Genomic DNA, 17,843 nt, shown 5'->3' with positions numbered 1-17,843 from the left:
AAGAGCGCACACGACAAAAACGGCGCGCGGCCCGCGCTCGGGCATCTTTGCCCTTTTCAAATCGGTGCCGGGCCTGTTATAGGCCGCCGGCAATCGAGTTTTCCCCAGTAGCTCAGCGGTAGAGCGCTCGACTGTTAATCGATCGGTCGCAGGTTCGAATCCTGCCTGGGGAGCCATCCTTCCAACGCATTCGCCACGCTGATCGCCGCACGGGCACGGCGGCTTACGCCTCGTCGATCGCCGGCTTGAGCGCGGCGATCGTTTCGGCGCTCTTGCGCAGGGCGGCGCGTTCGTCCGCATCGAGATCGGGGCGCAGTTCGGCCGTCACCCCCTCGGCGCCGACGATGCGCGGCAGCGACAGCGGCACATCCTCGATGCCTTCCACGTCCGCGGTAACGGTCGAGACGCTGAGAACGGCGCGTTCGTCGGCACCGATCGCCTCGGCGATCCGCGCAAGCCCGGCGCCGATGCCGTAATAGGTCGAGCCCTTGCCCGAGATGATCGTGTAGGCGGCGTTGCGCACGGCATCAGAGATCTCGGCGCGCTTGTCGGCGGTGAGCGTCCGGCCGGTCTGGGCGGCGAACGCCTCGAGCGGCACGTTGCCGGCCATCGCGCTCGACCAGACGGCGACCTCGCTGTCGCCATGTTCGCCGAGCACATAGGCGTGCACCGAGCGCGGCGCGATGCCCAGGTGCTCGCCGACCAGCACGCGGAACCGGGCCGTGTCGAGGATCGTGCCCGAGCCGATCACCCGGCTTGCCGGCAGGCCCGAGAAACGCCGCACGGCGTAGGTCATCAGATCGACGGGGTTGGAGGCGATCAGGAACAGCGCGTCGGGGACGACCGGCATGAGTTGCTCGACCACCTGCCGGAAGACGGCGGCGTTGCGACCGAGAAGCGCAAGGCGCGTCTCGCCGGGCTTCTGGCCGACACCGGCGGCCAGCACGACGATCCGGGCGCCGGCGAGATCCGCATAGTCGCCGGCCCTGACCGTGACGGCCCTTGCGAACGGCACCGCGTGCGAGATGTCCTGGGCATGGGCGGAGGCAAGGTCGGCGTTGCGGTCGACCAGAACGATCTCGCTCGCCGTGCCGCGCAGCGCCATGGCGAAAGCCGCCGAACTGCCCACCATGCCCGTGCCGACGATACCGATCTTCATTATTCGTGCTCCCGATTTGCCGATAGGCCGGCAGCCTACAGGCTGCGACCAAAGGCGCAAGAATGCGGTCGCGACAACCGGGCCCGTGTAATGCAATCGTCATCGGCGCTGATCCACACGCCCGCGGCGGGCGTAGCACGTTCGATGACCCGCCCGACGATTCCACATTCCGATCCGGATTTCCTTCCGCTTGATGCCTGACCAAGACCGCACGCGACCGACGGACCTGCCCGACGCGCCCGTCATCGTCTGGTTTCGCGCCGACCTGCGTCTGCGTGACAATGGCGCGTTGTCGGCGGCCGCCGCGTCGGGCAGGCCGGTGATCGCCCTGTTCGTGCTGGACGAGACCGGCGCGAGCGGCCGGCCGCCCGGCGGCGCGCAGCGCTGGTGGCTGCATCATTCGCTGACCGCGCTCGGGTCGGCGCTCGGCGGTATCGGCCTGACGCTGATCCTGCGCCGGGGCGACCCGCGCGCCGTGCTCGACGACATCATCAACCGAACCGGCGCGCAGAGCGTGGTGTGGAACCGCCGCTACGGGCCCGAGGCGATCGCACTCGACAGCGAGATCAAGGCATCGCTCGCCGATCGCGGCCTGACAGTGAAGAGCTTTGCCGGCGCGCTGATGCACGAGCCGACGAAGCTGAAGACCGGCTCGGGCGGCTATTACAAGGTCTATTCTCCCTTCTGGCGGGCCTTTATCGGCGAAGGCGAGCCGCGCAGGCCTGATCCGGCGCCTGGAACGGCGACCGCTTACGACGGCACGATCGAAAGCGACGACCTGGCTGACTGGGACCTGCTGCCGACCGGGCCGGACTGGTCGGGTGGCATCGCGGCGACCTGGACGCCGGGCGAAAAGGGCGCGCATGAACGGCTGAAGGCGTTCTGCGCCGACGCGCTGGCCGACTACGGCAGGAAGCGCGACCTGCCCGGGGTCGACGGCACCTCGCGCCTGTCGCCACATCTGGCGTTCGGCGAAATCACGCCATCGGACATCTGGTACGCGGCCGCGGCGGCCGAGGGCGTGGCGAAGAAGCAACTGGAGAAATTCCACAAGGAACTCGCCTGGCGCGAGTTCTCCTATCACCTCCTCGTCAACTTTCCGGACCTGCGCACGGCCAATTTCAACGACACGTTCGACGCCTTTCCCTGGGAGGGGTCGGAGGACGCGCTCGAGGCATGGCATAAGGGCCGAACCGGCTATCCGATCGTCGATGCGGGCATGCGCCAACTCTGGCAGACGGGGTGGATGCACAACCGGGTGCGGATGATCACGGCATCGTTCCTGATCAAGCATCTGATGATCGACTGGCGCCGGGGCGAGGACTGGTTCTGGGACACGCTCGTCGACGGCGATCCGGCCTCGAACGCGGCAAGCTGGCAATGGGTCGCCGGATCGGGCGCCGATGCGGCGCCCTATTTCCGCATCTTCAATCCGATCCTGCAGGGCGAGAAGTTCGATCCGGACGGCGCATATGTGCGCCGGTTCGTGCCGGAACTTTCCGATCTGCCGGACAAGTACATCCACAAGCCGTGGGAAGCGCCGCGAAAAGTGCTGGAAAAAGCGAAGGTTAGCCTTGGCAGCACCTATCCGGAACCTATGGTCGAACACAAGCGGGCGCGCGAACGTGCGCTCGACGCCTACAACGAGATGAGGGGGCAAGCCGCGTGAACATCAAACCGGGGCCGGGGCAGTTCGCCGTGTCCGGCCAGAGCAAGCGTGTGGCCGTGATCGGCAGCGGAATTTCGGGCGCATCGGCGGCCTGGTCGCTGTCCCGCCGACATCAGGTCGCGCTCTACGAGGCCGACGACCGGCCCGGCGGGCATACGCGCACGGTCGATGTCGATTATGACGGCAGGCACATTCCGGTCGATGTGGGCTTCATCGTCTTCAACGAACGCAACTATCCCGAACTGTGCGCCCTGTTCGATCATCTCGACATTGCGTGCGAGACGACCAACATGAGCTTTTCGATGTCGCTCGACGGCGGCGTGCGCGAATGGTGCGGCCAGAACTACCTGACCGTGTTCGCGCAGAAGCGGAACCTCGTCTCGCCGGGCTTTCTGTGGATGCTGCGCGAGATCCTGCGGTTCAACCGACAGGCGCGGCGCGACCGCGACAGCGGCATGCTGGACCGGCTGTCGATCGGCGACTATCTGGCCGAACGCCGCTTCTCGAAGCGCTTCCGCGACGACTATCTGATCCCGATGGCCGCGGCGATCTGGTCGACCCCGCGCGTCAAGATGCTCGACTTTCCCGCCCGCTCCTTCATCCAGTTCTTCGAGAACCACCGGCTGATGGAAACCCGCCCGCCGCTTTGGCGCACGGTCTCGGGCGGCTCGCGCAACTACCTTGCGAAGCTGCTCGCGCCGATCGGCGACATCCGTTGCGGCGCGCCGGTGACGCGCATCGAGCGGCCCGCAACGGGCGGCGCGGTGGTGGAGACCGCGCACGGACGCGAGCATTTCGACGCCGTCGTCATCGCCGGCCACTCGGACCAGGCGCTCGCCATGCTGGGCGATGCCGATGCCAACGAAGCGGACATCCTGTCCGCCATTCCCTACAAGCCCAACCGGGTCGTGCTGCATCGCGACCCCAGCTTCATGCCCTGCCGGCGCGCGGCGTGGGCGGCGTGGAACTATCTGCGCAGCAGCGGCACGGGCGATGACAGCGAGATCTGTCTGACCTACTGGATGAACCGGCTGCAGAACATCGACCAGCGCTATCCGCTTTTCGTCACGCTCAATCCGACCCGCGAGCCCGCGCCGGGGACCGTCTTCGGCGAGTGGACGTTCGACCACCCGCAATATGACGCCGGCGCGCTCGCCGCGCAGGCGCGCCTGCCGCTGATCCAGGGGCGCCGCGACACCTGGTTCGCCGGGGCCTGGACCGGCTTCGGCTTCCATGAGGACGGGCTGCGCTCGGGTCTTGCGGCGGCGGAGGCCCTGGGCGGGCACATTCCGTGGCGGTCCGAAGAGCCGGCCGCACGGCCGGTCGATTTGCCGCTGCCGGTGGCGGCGGAGTAGGCTGCCGAGATGACCGCGCATGTGACAGTTTCCGGCCATGGTCCTGCGACGGACGGCGTTGCGCTGTTCGCGCCGCCGGACGCGGCCGCCCTGCTCTATCCGGGCAAGGTCATGCATGCGCGCCTCAAACCGTTCGGACACCGGTTCACGTACCGGGTGTTCACCGGCCTGTTCGACCTCGACCGGCTGGAGGAAGCCGACCGCGCCTCGGCGCTGTTCTCCGTCAACCGGCGCAATCTGGTCTCGTTTCACGAGGGCGATCATCTGCCGGCGGATGGCGGGCATGCGCGCCTGCGCGACCATGCGGCGAGGCTGGCCGAGGAAGCGGGCGCTGGGCGGCCGGAACGCATCCTGCTGCTGGCCTATCCGCGCCTGATGGGCTTCGTCTTCAACCCGCTGTCGGTCTATTTCTGCTATGATCGTGCCGAGGCGCTGACGACGGTCATCTACGAGGTTCGCAACACGTTCGGCGAGCGGCACACCTATGTGTGCAAGGTCGAACGAGGCGAGCTCGGCCCCGCAGGACTGCGCCAGGAGCGCACCAAGATCTTCTACGTCTCCCCGTTCATCGAGATGGGCATGCGATATCATTTCCGCATCGTGCCGCCGGGCGAGACGGTGCGCCTGCGCATCCTCGAAACCGAAGGCGCCGACCCGGTTCTGTCGGCCACCTTCTCGGGCACGGCGCGGCCCCTGACGAGCGCCTCACTCGCCGGTCAGGTGGGGCGCCTGCCCTTCATGACGCTTAAGGTTGTCGCCGGAATCCATTGGGAAGCCTTGAAATTATGGATCAAGGGCGCAAAATTCATCTCGCGGGGCAAGCCGCCGCAACCGGTCTCCTATGACGACGCTGCGCCCGGCCCCGCCGAATAAACGGCAAGGCGCGTATGGCTGCCGCGCGCCCCGGGACCGGAACAGGCAGGCGGACGGGTAAGATGGCCTCAACGAATATGATGCGTGGTTCGGGCGACGTGGTGCGCGAGGTGATCGCCGCCGCAGAACCGCTGACAAAGAACAATATCGGCCGCTATCTGCGCGGTCTTCCGTTCAAGGCAAAGCTGGCGCTGCGCGCGGCGCTGCACCTGCCGCAGGGATCGCTGACGATCCGGCTGCCCGACCGCCGCACGGTCCGCATCGACGGTCACGCGCCGGGCCCGGACGGCGTCCTGATCCTGCACAACTGGAATCTGGCCCGGAAGGCGATCTCCGGCGGCACGATCGGGGTTGCCGAGAGCTACATGGACGGCGACTGGGAGAGCCCGGACGTGACGACGTTCCTCGAACTGTTCGTCGTCAACGAGGAACTGTCGGAACGGCTGGCAAGGGCGGGCGCGACGGTCAAGTTCGTCTCGCGCATCCGGCACTGGTTCAATCGCAACACCAAGACGCGCGCCCAGAAGAACATCGCCGCCCACTACGACCTCGGCAATGATTTCTACGCGCTCTGGCTCGACCCCTCGATGACCTATTCGTCGGCGCTCTACGAGACCGGCGCCAACAGCCTCGAAAGCGCCCAGGCGGCCAAGTATCGCGCGCTCGCCGAGGCGGCGGGCATCACCCGGGACGACCATGTTCTGGAGATCGGGTGCGGCTGGGGCGGTTTTGCCGAGTTCGCCGCCCGCGAGATCGGCTGCCGCGTGACCGGACTGACGATCAGCCGCGAGCAGTTCGACTTCGCGCGCGAGCGCATCCGGCTCGCCGGCCTGAACGACAAGGTCACGATCAAGTTCCAGGACTATCGCGACGAGACCGAGCGCTACGACAAGGTCGTGTCGATCGAGATGTTCGAGGCGGTCGGGGAAGAATACTGGGAAACCTACTTCGCCAAGGTCCGCGACGTCCTCAAGCCGGGCGGCAAGGCGGGCCTCCAGATCATCACGATCGACGAGAAGGCCTTCCCGATCTATCGCAAGCAGCCCGACTTCATCCAGCGCTACGTGTTCCCCGGCGGCATGCTGCCGCCGCCGTCGGCACTGCACGATCTTGGCACCCGCCACGCGCTCCAGCTGATCGGCGAACGCATCTTCCCGCAGGACTACGCCCGCACGCTGTCGGAATGGCGCGACCGGTTCTGGCAGGCCTGGCCGCAGATCAACGCGATGGGATTCGACGAGCGCTTCAAGCGGCTCTGGGAGTTCTACCTATACTATTGCGAGGCGGGCTTCCGCGCCGAGTTCATCGACGTCCGGCAGCTGACCTTCGCCCGCAACGGCTGAACGGGCGTCCCGTCGGCTGAACCGTTCGCCGTGCGCCCGCGTATTGAAGGCGCATGTCCCTCAAGCCGAAAGCATCCTGATGCGCGCGCCGCTTCCGACGGCCAGTTCCGACCTGCCCCGCCTGTCGCGCATCATCGCCTATGCGCTGCCGGCGCTGCCGCTGGCGGCCCTGACGCTGCCGCTCTACATCCTGCTGCCGGCCTTCTATTCGGGCCCGGTCGGCCTGTCGCTCGGCGCCACGGGCGCGGCTTTGCTGGCTGTTCGCCTGTTCGACGCCTTCAACGATCCGTTCATCGGCATCGTCGCCGACCGCTGGCGCGGCAAGTTCGGCCGCAGGCGCCGGCTGTTCGCCCTCGCCCTGCCGATCTGCGCCCTGGCCGCCTTCATGCTGTTCTGGCCGCCGGAAGGGGCGGGCCCTCTCTATCTGGCAGGATGGGGCATGGCCCTGTCGCTCGGCTATACGGCGGCGATCATCCCGTTCTATGCCTGGGGCGCCGAGATGGCCGGCGACTATGGCGCGCGGTCGACGATCACCGGCTGGCGCGAGGGGTTGACGCTGACCGGCACGCTGATCGCCATCGCCCTGCCCTTCTCGCTGGGCTTCGACGACGCGGCGGGCTTTCACGGGCTGGCGCTGCTCGGCCTGATCATCGCCGCGACCCTGCCCGTCTTCGGCGCGGTGGCCGTGGTCGCCGTGCCCGAGCCCGCCGAACACACCAAGGCCCCGGTCGGCTGGCGCGAAGGCCTGCGGCACCTGCGCGAAAACGGCCCGTTCCTGCGGTTGATCGTGGCCTTCTTCGTCAACGGGCTCGCCAACGGCATCCCGGCCACGCTGTTCCTCTTCTTCGTCGGAGACTATCTGGGCGCGACCGACCTGCAGGGGCCGCTTCTGTTCCTCTACTTCGCGTGCGGTGTCGCCGGCGTGCCTCTCGCCGCGTTCGCCTCCAAACGGATCGGCAAGCACCGCGCCTGGTCGCTCGGCATGATCGCCGCCTGCATCATCTTCGCGCCGGTGCCGCTGCTGTCGGAGGGCGACATCGCGGCCTTCGCCGTCATCTGCGCGGCGACCGGCCTGCTTGTCGGTTTCGATCTCGCCATTCCGCCGGCGATCCAGGCGGACGTGATCGATGTCGACACGGCGGCCTCAGGTGAGCAGCGCTCGGGGGTCTATTTCGCGGCATGGAGCCTTGCGACCAAGCTCTCGCTGGCGCTGGCGGTCGGTCTGGCGTTTCCGGTGCTCGGCTGGTTCGGCTTTGAGACCGGCGGCGGGCCTGACCAGAGCGCGACGGCACTGACCGCGCTGGCCGTGATCTATTCGCTGGTGCCCGTCGGACTGAAGCTGGGCGCCATCGCGCTGATGTGGAACTTCCCGCTCGACGCCTCCGAACAGGGCGCGCTGCGCCGCACGATCGAGGCGCCTGCGCGGGGCTGAAAGCTAGCTTTCCCTGACCACGGAGGCCGGTGTCGTATCGCCGAACTTCAGTTCCTGCTTGTCCCAGCGCATCGCCCGTTTCATCACGAAGAAATAGACCGGGTGCGGCATCATCCGCATGATCTTCAGCAGCCAGGTGAAGCGGCGCGGGAAGGTGATCTCGAAACCGCCATTCTCGATGCCGGCGACCATCGCGGCCGCGGCCTTGTCGACGGGCATGAGCGCGGGCATCTCGAACCGGTTCTTTTCGGTCAGCGGCGTGTCGATGAAGCCGGGATTGACCACCTGGACGCGAATGTTGAGCTTGTCGAAGTCGAACTTGAGCGACTCGCCGAAATTGTTGATCGCCGCCTTCGACGCGCCATAGGCCGCCGCCGCCGGCAGGCCCGAATAGCCCGAAACCGAGCCGACCATGACGATCTGGCCTTTACCGTGCGCCTTCATGCGCTCGACGGCGGGCACCAGCCCGTTCAGGACGCCGAAGAAGTTGATGCCGAAGGTCTTGTCGAAGGCCTCGATATCGAGCGCCTCGCCGCGCGTCGGCCAGTAATTGCCGGCGTTGAAGATGGCAAGGCAGATGGGCCCGTGCGCCGCCTCGATCTCGGCGACCGCCTTCTTCATGCCCTCGCGGTCGGTCACGTCGCATGCGAACGGCTCGATCGAGCCGAGCATCGGACCGCTTTCCTCGGCGAGCGCGGCAAGCTTGTCCTTGCTGCGCGCGCTGGCGACGACGTCATAGCCCTTCTCGGCGAACTTCAGTGCGACCGCGCGCCCGATGCCGGCGCTGGCGCCGGTGATCCAGACGACCCCGTCGCCGGCCTTGATCCTGTAAAGGTCCATCGATGCACCCCTTCTTCTGGCTTGCGGTTGGATATGGGCCGGTCCGGCCGACAAGAAAGACCCCGGTTGCGGTACGCACCGGGGCCGGAGTTGGTTGCGTGCTGTGAAATCGGGAGGCGGAAGCGGTCAGATCGCCAGAATGTCGCTCAGGCGCTGGCGCAGCGAGCCGGTCAGGCGCAAGGGCGCGTCGGTCACCGCAAATCCGATGCAGGGCACGTCCCTTTCCGCCACCGGACGGTGGTCGACCGAGGGGTCGGCGATCGAGATGTCGCCGCGCCCGAAACGGCCGCGCTCGTCGCGGAAGGCCCCGTCGATGATCAGCGACAGTTCCATGCCTTCATGGGTGTGCGAGGGAACCGTGCGCCCCGGCTTGATCCAGAACATCGAGACATGGCAGCCGTCGACATCTTCCATGTCATACTCGCGGAAACCGGGCATCTTGGTCTTCCACGGAATGTCGTCGACCGAGTGGCCGACGAAGTCGGCGAGCGCACGCGGCATCGTCCCGCACCGCTTGACCGGGTCGGTTTCGGCCGATGTCGTGCTGGCGAAGATCGCCGACAGCGCGCCGTCGCGATCGCCCAGTTCCATCGGGTCGAGCTGTTCGAGCGCATCCCCCGCCACGCCCTCGAGCCCGGCGACGATGGGACGATTGGCCGGCGAAAGCTCCAGATGCGCGTCCATCAGAACATGCAGCGGCCTTGGCAGGCTGCCCGCAACATATCCGCTTACCAGCGCATCGAGTGTGCCGAACTGTCCCTGATACATGGTCATCCCCAAATGGCGGTCCCTGCCGCCCAGTGTCACATTTCTGAAACGTCTACGCGACGAGACACGGACCGGATCACCGGCGAATGCGGTTTTCGATAGTCATTTGGTCATGGCAAACAATTCGTCAACCACCTTGTTTGCGCAGCATAATTGCCTTGCCCCGCCGATGGGCCGCCTTTAGCCTTCCGCCCAAAGACGGGAGTCCCCAGTTCCATGCATGCCTCGATCATCGATCTCATCGGCAACACGCCCCTGATCAAGCTCAAGCGCGCCTCCGAGGAGACCGGCTGCACGATCCTGGGAAAGGCCGAATTCCTCAATCCCGGCCAGTCGGTCAAGGACCGCGCCGCGCTCTGGATCATCCGGGACGCCGAGCAGAAGGGACTGCTCAAGCCCGGCGGCGTGATCGTCGAGGGAACGGCCGGCAACACCGGCATCGGGTTGACCATGGTCGCCAAGGCGCTCGGCTACCGGACGGTGATCGTCATCCCGGAAACACAGACGCAGGAAAAGAAGGACGCGCTGCGCCTGGGCGGGGCCGAACTGGTCGAGGTGCCGGCCGTTCCCTATCGCAACCCCAACAATTATGTGCGGCTTTCGGGCCGGCTGGCCGAACAGATGGCCAAATCCGAGCCGAACGGGGCGATCTGGGCCAACCAGTTCGACAACACCGTCAATCGGCAGGCGCACATCGACGCGACCGCGCCGGAAATCTGGCGCGACACGGACGGCAAGGTGGACGGGTTCGTGTGCGCGGTCGGCTCGGGCGGCACGCTGGCCGGCGTCGCCGAGGGTCTGCGCGCGCGCAACAAGGACGTCAAGATCGGCATCGCCGACCCGCACGGGGCCGCCCTCTACAGCTTCTATACGACCGGTGAGTTCAAGTCCGAGGGATCCTCGCTTACCGAAGGCATCGGCCAGGGCCGGGTGACGGCCAATCTGGAGGGCTTTTCACCCGATTTCGCCTGGCGGATCGGCGACGAGGAGGCGCTCGACATCATCTTCAAGCTGGTGCACGAGGAAGGCATGGTGATGGGCGGATCGACCGGCATCAACATCGCCGGCGCCAAGGCGATGGCGCGCGAACTCGGGCCGGGCCATACGATCGTGACGATCCTGTGCGACTACGGCCACCGCTACCTGTCCAAGATCTACAATCCCGCGTTCCTGCGCGAAAAGGGGCTGCCGGTGCCCGAATGGATGGAGCGCACGGCCGACATCGACGTGCCGTTCGAGGACGCCGGATGATCACCTGCTTTCTGCGCTACGAGATCGATCCGGACAGGATCGACGATTTCGAGCATTACGGGCGGCTGTGGATCACGCTCGTCGAGCGGTTCGGCGGCAAGCACCATGGCTATCTGCTGCCGGCCGAGGGCGAAAGCGACATCGCCTATGCCAGCTTCACCTTCGACAGCCTTGCCAGCTACGAAGACTACCGGACCCGATCGTTCGACGACGCCGACTGCCGGGCCGCCTTCGATTTCGCCCGGCGCACCGGCTGCATCCGCCGTTACGAGCGCAGCTTCCTGCGCCCGGTCACCGAAGGGATCGAACCGTGAGCCGCACCGAGGCGCTGTTCCGAGACGATGCCTATCTGGCCGAGGCCGAGGCCACCATCGCCGGCGTCAACGAACGCGGCGGGATCGTGCTGGACCGGACCATCTTCTATGCCACCTCGGGCGGTCAGCCGGGCGACAGCGGAACGCTGACCCGGGCCGACGGCAGCACCATCACGATCGCAACCACCGTGACCGGCGAGACCAAGGACGAGATCGTGCACGTGCCGGCCGAAGGGTCGGCCCTGCCCGAGGCGGGCGAAACCGTGCGGCTCGCGATCGACTGGGACAGGCGGCACGCGCTGATGCGCATGCATACGGCCTGCCATCTGCTGACGGTCGCCTGCCCTTTCCCGATCACCGGCGCGTCGGTCGGCGAGACCGAAAGCCGCGTCGATTTCGACATGGCCGAGACGGTCGACAAGGCCGAGGTGGCGGCCGCGCTGATGGAGATGGTTGGCGCCGATCACCCCGTCTACGCGCAGTGGATCGACGAGAGCGAACTTGACGCCAATCCGGGCCTGGTCAAATCGAAGAATGTGCGCCCGCCTTCGGGCGCCGGTCGCATCCGGCTGGTCTGCATCGGCGCCGATGCGGCGATCGACAGCCAGCCCTGCGGCGGCACGCATGTCCGCTCGACGGGCGAGGTCGGAGCGATCCATATCGGCAAGATCGAGAAGAAGGGTCGCGAGAACCGCCGCTTCCGGATAAGGTTCGGCGCACCGCCGCAATAGGGATCGCCATGGCCGACAAGAGCCCGTTCGTCGTCTCGCCCGATTGGCTGGAACAGCATCTGCACGATCCGGGCCTGTCGATCGTCGATGCGTCCTGGTACCTGCCCGACCAGAAGCGCGATGCGCGCGCGGAATATGACGCCGCGCACATTCCCGGCGCGGTCTTCTTCGACCAGGATGCGGTGGTCGATCCCGAAAGCGACCTGCCGCACACGCTGCCCTCGCCGACCGAATTCGAGCGCCACGTCAGCGCGATGGGGATCACCCGGGACGACACGATCATCGTCTATGACGGCCCGGGCATGTTCACCGCGCCGCGCGTGTGGTGGATGTTCCGCGTCATGGGCGCATCCAACGTCTTCGTGCTCGACGGCGGCTTCGACAACTGGAAGGCCGACGGCCGGCCCGTCACCGACGCGCCCACGAAGATCGCGGGCACCGCCTTCGTTCCGAAGTTCGACGCCGGCCGCGTGGTCGATCTCGACGCGATGGGCGACATCGTTGCCGGGGGATCGGCGCAGATCGCCGATGCGCGCGGGCCCGGACGGTTCACCGGCTCCCAGCCCGAACCGCGCGCGGGCATGCGCTCGGGCCACATGCCGGGCGCGCGCAACGTGCACTACGCCACGCTGTCGGAGAACGGCTATCTGAAGGATCTCGAAGGGCTGCGGGCCGCGCTCGCCAAAGCGGGCATCGATCCCGACCGGCCGGTGGTGACGACCTGCGGGTCGGGCGTCACCGCGGCGGTGATCAATCTGGCGCTCGCTTCGCTCGGCGCGGCCGACCACAGGCTCTATGACGGATCATGGTCTCAATGGGGCGGGCGCGCCGACACGCCCGTCGAAACGGGGCCGGCGGACGGGTAGGACGATGAGCTGGCTGAGGCCGAACCGCGCGGGACAGGCGGCGAACGGTGCCGAGCCGCTCGACACGACGATCACCTACCTGCGCATGGAGCGGCCGCCGGCGACCTATCCGGCCAAGCCGGCAAACGTGCACGCGGCGCTGCTGGCGGTGCCGGAGCCCCCGCTGCACTTCTACCGGTACCTCTATTTCCAGGTCGGCATCCATTGGAACTGGGAAGCGCGGCTGCGCATGGACGATGCCGCGCTTCGGCGTGCCGTCCACGCCGAGCCGTGCGAGATCACCGTGCTCTATGTCGACGGCGCGCCGGCTGGCTTCTTCGAGCTCAACCGCAAGAGCGAAAGCCATACCGATCTGGCCTATTTCGGGATGATGCCGCACGTGCACGGCATGGGGCTCGGCCGCTGGTTCCTGGGCCGGGCGATCGAGGCGGCATGGTCGGCCGAGCCGGAGGAAGTCACGGTCAACACCTGCACGCTCGACCACCCGGCGGCGCTGCCGCTCTACCAGAAGATGGGCTTCCGGCCCTACCGGCAGTCGCAGGGCCGCGTGCATCCGCTCACCGAGAACGAGCGGACCGGCCTTTCGACCCGCTTCGGCATCACCGGCGGTCCCTGAACGGGGCGTTCAGCGGCAATTCAGCCGCGCGCTGGCATCACGTTCCCGAGGATATTGAACCCGAAGGGAACGACCATGACCAATTGCCTCCATCGCCGGGCGGCTCTCGCCGCCCTTGCCGGCGGCGCACTGTCGCTGACCGCCCTGCCCGCCACCGCCCAGTCGACGCCTTCGGCGGCCGAACTGCTCGACAGGCTCGGCGCCGATCCGTCCAGGGTGATCATGCCGGACGCACGCGTGTCGATCGGCGAACTCAAACGCCGGCGCGACCTGCGCCGCATCGCACCGTCCGTCGACATCCAGTCGATCAACTTCGCCTTCGGTTCGGCGCACATACCGCGCAGCGAATCCTGGAAGCTCGAGGAGATCGCGATCGCCATGAAGCGCATCCTGCGCCGGCGCGGCCGCGAACTGTTCCTGATCGAGGGTCATACGGACGCGGTCGGCTCGAACGCGGCCAACCTGCGCCTTTCGCAGGCCCGTGCCGAATCGGTCGCCGCCGGGCTTGCCAGGCACGGGGTTCCGTGGCGCGCCATGGAGACGATCGGCTATGGCGAGGAAGACCTGCTGGTCCCGACCCAGCGCGCCGAGTGGCGCAACCGCCGTGTGACGCTGCGCCGGGTCACCGATCTGGTGATCGGATACTAGAAATGATTTGGGTCCGGGGCGCGAGGACGCCACCGGACCCTCTGTGCCCGGCGGGGAGGACGCCGGACGCAAACCGTTCGCCGATCAGGCGACCTTGAGCGCCACCTGCGGCTCGGCCAGTTCGTAGCCGAGCGCCTCGGCCACCGGGCCGTTGGTGATCCGGCCGCGATGGACGTTCAGCCCGTTGCGCAGATGCGGGTCGTCGGTCAGCGCCTCAAGCCCGCGGTTCGCAAGCGCCAGGCCCTGGCGCAGCGTGGCATTGTTGAGCGCGTGCGCCGAGGTGACCGGCACGGCACCGGGCATGTTGGCGACGCAGTAATGGACGATGCCGTCGACCTCGTAGGTCGGTTCGGCATGGGTCGTCGGTTTCGAGGTCTCGAAGCAGCCGCCCTGGTCGATGGCGACATCGCACAGCACCGCCCCCTTCTTCATGCCGCCGAGCATCTCGCGCGTGACGAGCTTGGGGGCGGCCGCGCCGGGGATCAGCACCGCGCCGATCACCACGTCGGCGTCGAACACGGTCTCCTCGAGCGCCTCGACCGTCGAATAGCGGGTCTCGACCCGGCCCTGGAAGATGTTGTCGAGTTCGCGCAGGCGCGGCAGCGAGCGGTCGATGATCGTCACATGCGCGCCAAGGCCGATCGCCATGCGCGCGGCATTGATGCCGACCACGCCGCCGCCGATCACCGTCACCTTGCCCGGCTTGACGCCCGGCACGCCGCCCAGCAGCACGCCGCGCCCGCCATTGGCCTTCTGCAGCGCGGTCGCCGAGGCCTGCATCGACAGGCGGCCGGCCACCTCCGACATCGGGGCCAGCAGCGGCAGGCCGCCGTGATCGTCGGTGACGGTCTCGTAGGCGATCGCCGTGCAGCCGCTCTCGACGAGGCCGCGGGTCTGGTCCGGATCTGGCGCCAGGTGCAGGTAGGTGTACAGGATCTGGCCTTCGCGCAACTGCGTCCACTCGGACGGCTGCGGTTCCTTGACCTTGACGATCATGTCGGCTTTTTCGAACACTTCCGAAGCGTTCTCGGCGATGCGCGCGCCGGCGGCGCGATAGGCGTCATCGCCCGCGTCGATGCCCATGCCCGCGCCGGTCTCGACGATCACCTGATGGCCGTGGGCCACATATTCGCGCACCGAACCCGGCGTCAGGCCGACGCGGTATTCGTGGTTCTTGATTTCCTTCGGACAGCCGACGAGCATTCGAGCCTCCCAAAACTCATGTGCGTCAAGGATCGCAGAAGCGGCGCGCAATGTCCGTGCAAAGGCCGGTGGACGTCCCGGCAATTGTGCAATAGTCTGCGGGAATTCAGCGCAATCACCGGGAATTTTTGCGACCATGGCTCTTGATGCGATCGATCGTGCGATTCTGACCGAGCTTCAGAAGAACGGGCGCATGCCCAACGCGACGCTCGCCGAGAAGGTCGGCCTGTCGCCCTCGGCCTGCTCGCGCCGGCTCGACGCGCTGGAGAAGGCGGGCACGATCCGGGGCTACCACGCGCGTGTTTCGAACAGCGCGCTCGGCCACCAGATGACGGTGATCGTTCACATCTCGCTGTCAGGCCAGTTCCAGACGACGCTGCGCGCCTTCGAGGAGGCGGTCAGGCGCTGTCCGAACGTTCTGGTCTGCTATCTGATGAGCGGCGAGTACGACTATATCCTGCGCGTGGCGGCCAGGGACCTGGCCGATTACGAGCGCATCCACCGCGACTGGCTGTCGAACCTGCCGCACGTCGTAAAGATAAACTCGTCCTTTGCGCTTAGGGAAGTGATCGACCGGCCCAATGTGGGGATCGATCCGGGGCTGGCATGAGGCGGAGCGATAGCCCGCCTCACACCTTCATGACCGATCGCCGGCTTATCGGGTAAACTGGCCCGGCTGAGCCGCCGGCGCCGACAGGCTGCTCTTCAGTCCGAACCTCGGCGTCCGGCTGCCGTTCTCGTTTCCGGGGTCGGTGGTCAGCGCATCGTCGCAGTCATAGCACTTCTCGCCGTCGCACTTGCATCCCTGGGCCTTGCACACATCACAGAAGATGCCCGCGGTGGCCGTACACGGCGCGACCGCGATTGCTCCGATGCCGAGGGGAATGGCGATGGCCGCGGCCATCGCCAGTGAAAGGGTATTTCTCATGTGGGTCTCCATCATTGGCTCACTATGCGCCGTAGATGTCAGATCGCTGCCGATCGGAATGTGCACTGAGGCACACGAGAAGCGGGTGTCGAATGGGTCGTCAGCCGGCCGGTCGCAGTTCGACGCCCAGCCCCGCGAGCACGTCCCAGTAGGCCGGGAACGTCTTGGCGACGCAGCCCGGATCGAGGATCGTGATGCCATCGGTGACGAGCCCGGTGAGCGCGAAGCTCATGGCGATGCGATGGTCGGCGAACGTGTCGATCTCCGCCGACACCGTCGCGCCCCTGAGCGTCGGATCGGCGTGGACGACCAGTTCGTCGCCCTCCTCTGCGGCAAGGCCGGGTCGGATTACGTTCAGCCCCTGGCTGAGCGCTGCGATGCGGTCGCATTCCTTCACGCGCAAATTCCCGATGCCGACGAAGCGAACCGGTGTCTCGTTGTAGGCGGCGAGAACGGCAAGCGTCGGCACGGCGTCCTGCATCTGCGCGCCGTCGATCACCGCCGGCATGCGCGGGAAAAGCGCGATCAGGTCATGGGCTTTCGCGTCGGGTTGGGTGAACGCGTCCGGCGCGGTGCCGATGTCGATGGCGCCGCCCGTCAGGCGCTGAGCCGCCCAAAGGTAAGTCGCCGCCGACGCATCGGGCTCGACATGATGGTTGGCGGGCATGTACCCGGTCGGCGAAACGCGCCAGTGGCCGGCGGAAACGTCCTCGGCGCCGGCGCCGAAGGCTTCCATGGCGGCGATCGTCAGGTCGACATAGCCGCGCGCGCCGATCTGATCGCCGGTGAGGACGATGTCGACCGGCCCCTCGGCCAGCGGCGCGGCCATCAGCAGCGCCGAGACATACTGGCTGGACAGACCGCCATCGATCGTCACCCGGCCGGCCGGCAGCCGGCCGGTCCCCCTGATCGTGACCGGCGGGCATCCGCTCGGGGCCTCGATTGCGACACCCCATGCACGCAGCGCCTCGACCAGCGGGGCGATCGGCCGCTTGCGCATGTGTTCGTCGCCATCGACCACCACCGTCCCGTCGACCGAGGCGGCGATCGCCGTCAGAAACCGCGTGGCGGTGCCGGCATTGCCCAGAAAGAGCGGATCGGAAGGCGCTTGCAGTTGGCCGTTTCCGGAGATTTCGAAGCTGGTTGCGTCGGTTTCCTCGACCGATACGCCCATTGCGCGCAGGGCCGTCGCCATATGGCGGGTATCGTCGCTCCTGAGCGCGCCGGTGATGCGGCTCGTCCCGTTGGCGAGCGCGGCCAGCAGGAGCACGCGGTTGGTGATCGATTTGGAGCCGGGCGGCACGGCCCGGCCGCGCAACGATGCACGGACGGGACGGACCGTCAGGCGTTCGGCGGCAAGGAAGTCGGACATGAAGCGCTCGGCAAACGGCGGGAAAGACCGCCCTTTTGCGGTCCGGCGCGCGGCGCGTCAAGCGGGCGTCAGGTGGGCCGGTCGGTGTCGCCGGTCCACAGGCGGTCGCCGTTTTCGTCGATGATCAGCCGCGCCTTGGCGAGCGATGACGACACGGCCATGTCCCTTGAGGCAAGCAGATCGGCACGCAGGAAACGGCGCGTGATGGTGGCGCCGTCGACGGTCCTTGTCAGTGTGCCCGCCAGACGCCACTGGCCGTCGGCCTCCTTGACCGGCGCGGCTCGGATCTCGACGCCCTCATAGACCTCGTCGGGCGCGCGCGCGGACGGGTCGTCGCCACCGTCGTCGCTTCCGCCGAACAGACGCCTGAGAAATCCCGCCATCATCGTCTCCTTTGCGGGCAAGATCGGCGGTCGGACCGGCCCTGTCAATGTCGCCAACGGGCCGGGCCGACCGTTTGCCAAGCCGCTGGCCT

The 17,843-nt window shown here is 67.2% G+C and carries 19 protein-coding genes and 1 tRNA gene; 13 read left to right on the top strand and 7 right to left on the bottom strand.

What is annotated here, in order from left to right; genetic code table 11:
• The first annotated feature begins 101 nt into the window (after positions 1-101).
• Positions 102-176, top strand: a tRNA-Asn gene (locus E0E05_RS07985).
• A 47-nt stretch (positions 177-223) separates the two neighbouring features.
• On the opposite strand, the gene E0E05_RS07980 is transcribed toward E0E05_RS07985, so the two are convergent.
• Positions 224-1,159 carry an L-lactate dehydrogenase gene (locus tag E0E05_RS07980; protein ID WP_131616233.1) on the bottom strand — a complete coding sequence of 312 codons (936 nt, stop codon included), beginning with the start codon at positions 1,157-1,159 and terminating at the stop codon, positions 224-226.
• A 193-nt stretch (positions 1,160-1,352) separates the two neighbouring features.
• Here E0E05_RS07980 and E0E05_RS07975 point away from each other — a divergent pair, with 193 nt between their 5' ends.
• From E0E05_RS07975 to E0E05_RS07955, 5 genes are all read left to right on the top strand, one after another.
• Positions 1,353-2,828, top strand: coding sequence for a cryptochrome/photolyase family protein (locus tag E0E05_RS07975; RefSeq protein ID WP_131616232.1), 1,476 nt, complete (start codon positions 1,353-1,355; stop codon positions 2,826-2,828).
• Positions 2,825-4,183, top strand: coding sequence for an NAD(P)/FAD-dependent oxidoreductase (locus E0E05_RS07970; RefSeq protein ID WP_244598009.1), 1,359 nt, complete (start codon positions 2,825-2,827; stop codon positions 4,181-4,183). The genes E0E05_RS07975 and E0E05_RS07970 overlap by 4 nt, the downstream gene beginning before the upstream one ends.
• A gap of 9 nt (positions 4,184-4,192) precedes the next feature.
• Complete coding sequence (locus E0E05_RS07965) at positions 4,193-5,056, top strand: DUF1365 domain-containing protein (protein WP_131616231.1); 864 nt, start codon at positions 4,193-4,195, stop codon at positions 5,054-5,056.
• 62 nt (positions 5,057-5,118) lie between these two features.
• Complete coding sequence (locus tag E0E05_RS07960) at positions 5,119-6,399, top strand: SAM-dependent methyltransferase (protein WP_244598006.1); 1,281 nt, start codon at positions 5,119-5,121, stop codon at positions 6,397-6,399.
• Between the two features lie 79 nt (positions 6,400-6,478).
• Positions 6,479-7,831, top strand: coding sequence for an MFS transporter (locus tag E0E05_RS07955; protein ID WP_131616230.1), 1,353 nt, complete (start codon positions 6,479-6,481; stop codon positions 7,829-7,831).
• 3 nt (positions 7,832-7,834) lie between these two features.
• On the opposite strand, the gene E0E05_RS07950 is transcribed toward E0E05_RS07955, so the two are convergent.
• Both E0E05_RS07950 and E0E05_RS07945 read right to left on the bottom strand, forming a co-directional pair.
• Complete coding sequence (locus E0E05_RS07950; protein ID WP_131616229.1) at positions 7,835-8,671, bottom strand: SDR family NAD(P)-dependent oxidoreductase; 837 nt, start codon at positions 8,669-8,671, stop codon at positions 7,835-7,837.
• Between the two features lie 126 nt (positions 8,672-8,797).
• The gene (locus E0E05_RS07945) at positions 8,798-9,439 is read right to left on the bottom strand and encodes a ChrR family anti-sigma-E factor (protein WP_210215774.1); all 642 of its coding nucleotides are present in this window, start codon (positions 9,437-9,439) and stop codon (positions 8,798-8,800) included.
• A 216-nt stretch (positions 9,440-9,655) separates the two neighbouring features.
• Between E0E05_RS07945 and E0E05_RS07940 the strand changes: the two genes are divergently transcribed.
• From E0E05_RS07940 to E0E05_RS07915, 6 genes are all read left to right on the top strand, one after another.
• Positions 9,656-10,690, top strand: a complete 1,035-nt coding sequence (locus tag E0E05_RS07940) for a cysteine synthase A (RefSeq protein ID WP_131616228.1) — start codon at positions 9,656-9,658, stop codon at positions 10,688-10,690.
• The gene (locus E0E05_RS07935) at positions 10,687-11,004 is read left to right on the top strand and encodes an NIPSNAP family protein (protein WP_131616227.1); all 318 of its coding nucleotides are present in this window, start codon (positions 10,687-10,689) and stop codon (positions 11,002-11,004) included. Before E0E05_RS07940 ends, E0E05_RS07935 begins: the two co-directional genes overlap by 4 nt.
• Complete coding sequence (locus E0E05_RS07930; protein ID WP_131616226.1) at positions 11,001-11,735, top strand: alanyl-tRNA editing protein; 735 nt, start codon at positions 11,001-11,003, stop codon at positions 11,733-11,735. The genes E0E05_RS07935 and E0E05_RS07930 overlap by 4 nt, the downstream gene beginning before the upstream one ends.
• An 8-nt stretch (positions 11,736-11,743) precedes the next feature.
• Complete coding sequence (gene sseA, locus E0E05_RS07925) at positions 11,744-12,601, top strand: 3-mercaptopyruvate sulfurtransferase (protein WP_131616225.1); 858 nt, start codon at positions 11,744-11,746, stop codon at positions 12,599-12,601.
• Positions 12,602-12,605: 4 nt separating this feature from the next.
• Complete coding sequence (locus E0E05_RS07920) at positions 12,606-13,217, top strand: GNAT family N-acetyltransferase (protein ID WP_131616224.1); 612 nt, start codon at positions 12,606-12,608, stop codon at positions 13,215-13,217.
• A gap of 75 nt (positions 13,218-13,292) precedes the next feature.
• Positions 13,293-13,865 (top strand): OmpA family protein, encoded by a 573-nt coding sequence (locus tag E0E05_RS07915; protein ID WP_131616223.1) that lies wholly within the window; start codon positions 13,293-13,295, stop codon positions 13,863-13,865.
• 84 nt (positions 13,866-13,949) lie between these two features.
• Here the strand turns inward: E0E05_RS07915 and ald are convergent, their stop codons facing one another.
• Positions 13,950-15,068: an alanine dehydrogenase gene (gene ald / locus E0E05_RS07910; RefSeq protein WP_039723243.1), complete on the bottom strand. Its 1,119-nt coding sequence runs from the start codon at positions 15,066-15,068 to the stop codon at positions 13,950-13,952.
• Between the two features lie 136 nt (positions 15,069-15,204).
• Here ald and E0E05_RS07905 point away from each other — a divergent pair, with 136 nt between their 5' ends.
• The gene (locus E0E05_RS07905) at positions 15,205-15,678 is read left to right on the top strand and encodes an Lrp/AsnC family transcriptional regulator (RefSeq protein ID WP_131616222.1); all 474 of its coding nucleotides are present in this window, start codon (positions 15,205-15,207) and stop codon (positions 15,676-15,678) included.
• Positions 15,679-15,723: 45 nt separating this feature from the next.
• Here the strand turns inward: E0E05_RS07905 and E0E05_RS07900 are convergent, their stop codons facing one another.
• The 3 genes from E0E05_RS07900 to E0E05_RS07890 form a co-directional block, all read right to left on the bottom strand.
• The gene (locus tag E0E05_RS07900; protein ID WP_131616221.1) at positions 15,724-16,011 is read right to left on the bottom strand and encodes a hypothetical protein; all 288 of its coding nucleotides are present in this window, start codon (positions 16,009-16,011) and stop codon (positions 15,724-15,726) included.
• 85 nt (positions 16,012-16,096) lie between these two features.
• Complete coding sequence (locus E0E05_RS07895; RefSeq protein ID WP_131616220.1) at positions 16,097-17,368, bottom strand: 3-phosphoshikimate 1-carboxyvinyltransferase; 1,272 nt, start codon at positions 17,366-17,368, stop codon at positions 16,097-16,099.
• A gap of 68 nt (positions 17,369-17,436) precedes the next feature.
• On the bottom strand, positions 17,437-17,751 hold the full coding sequence (locus E0E05_RS07890; protein WP_158629304.1) for an HlyU family transcriptional regulator: 315 nt from the start codon (positions 17,749-17,751) through the stop codon (positions 17,437-17,439).
• Positions 17,752-17,843: the final 92 nt, after the last annotated feature.

This window comes from Roseitalea porphyridii (assembly GCF_004331955.1).
GTDB classification, from domain to species: Bacteria; Pseudomonadota; Alphaproteobacteria; order Rhizobiales; family Rhizobiaceae; genus Roseitalea; species Roseitalea porphyridii.
This window is presented reverse-complemented; position numbering and strand designations above follow the sequence as displayed.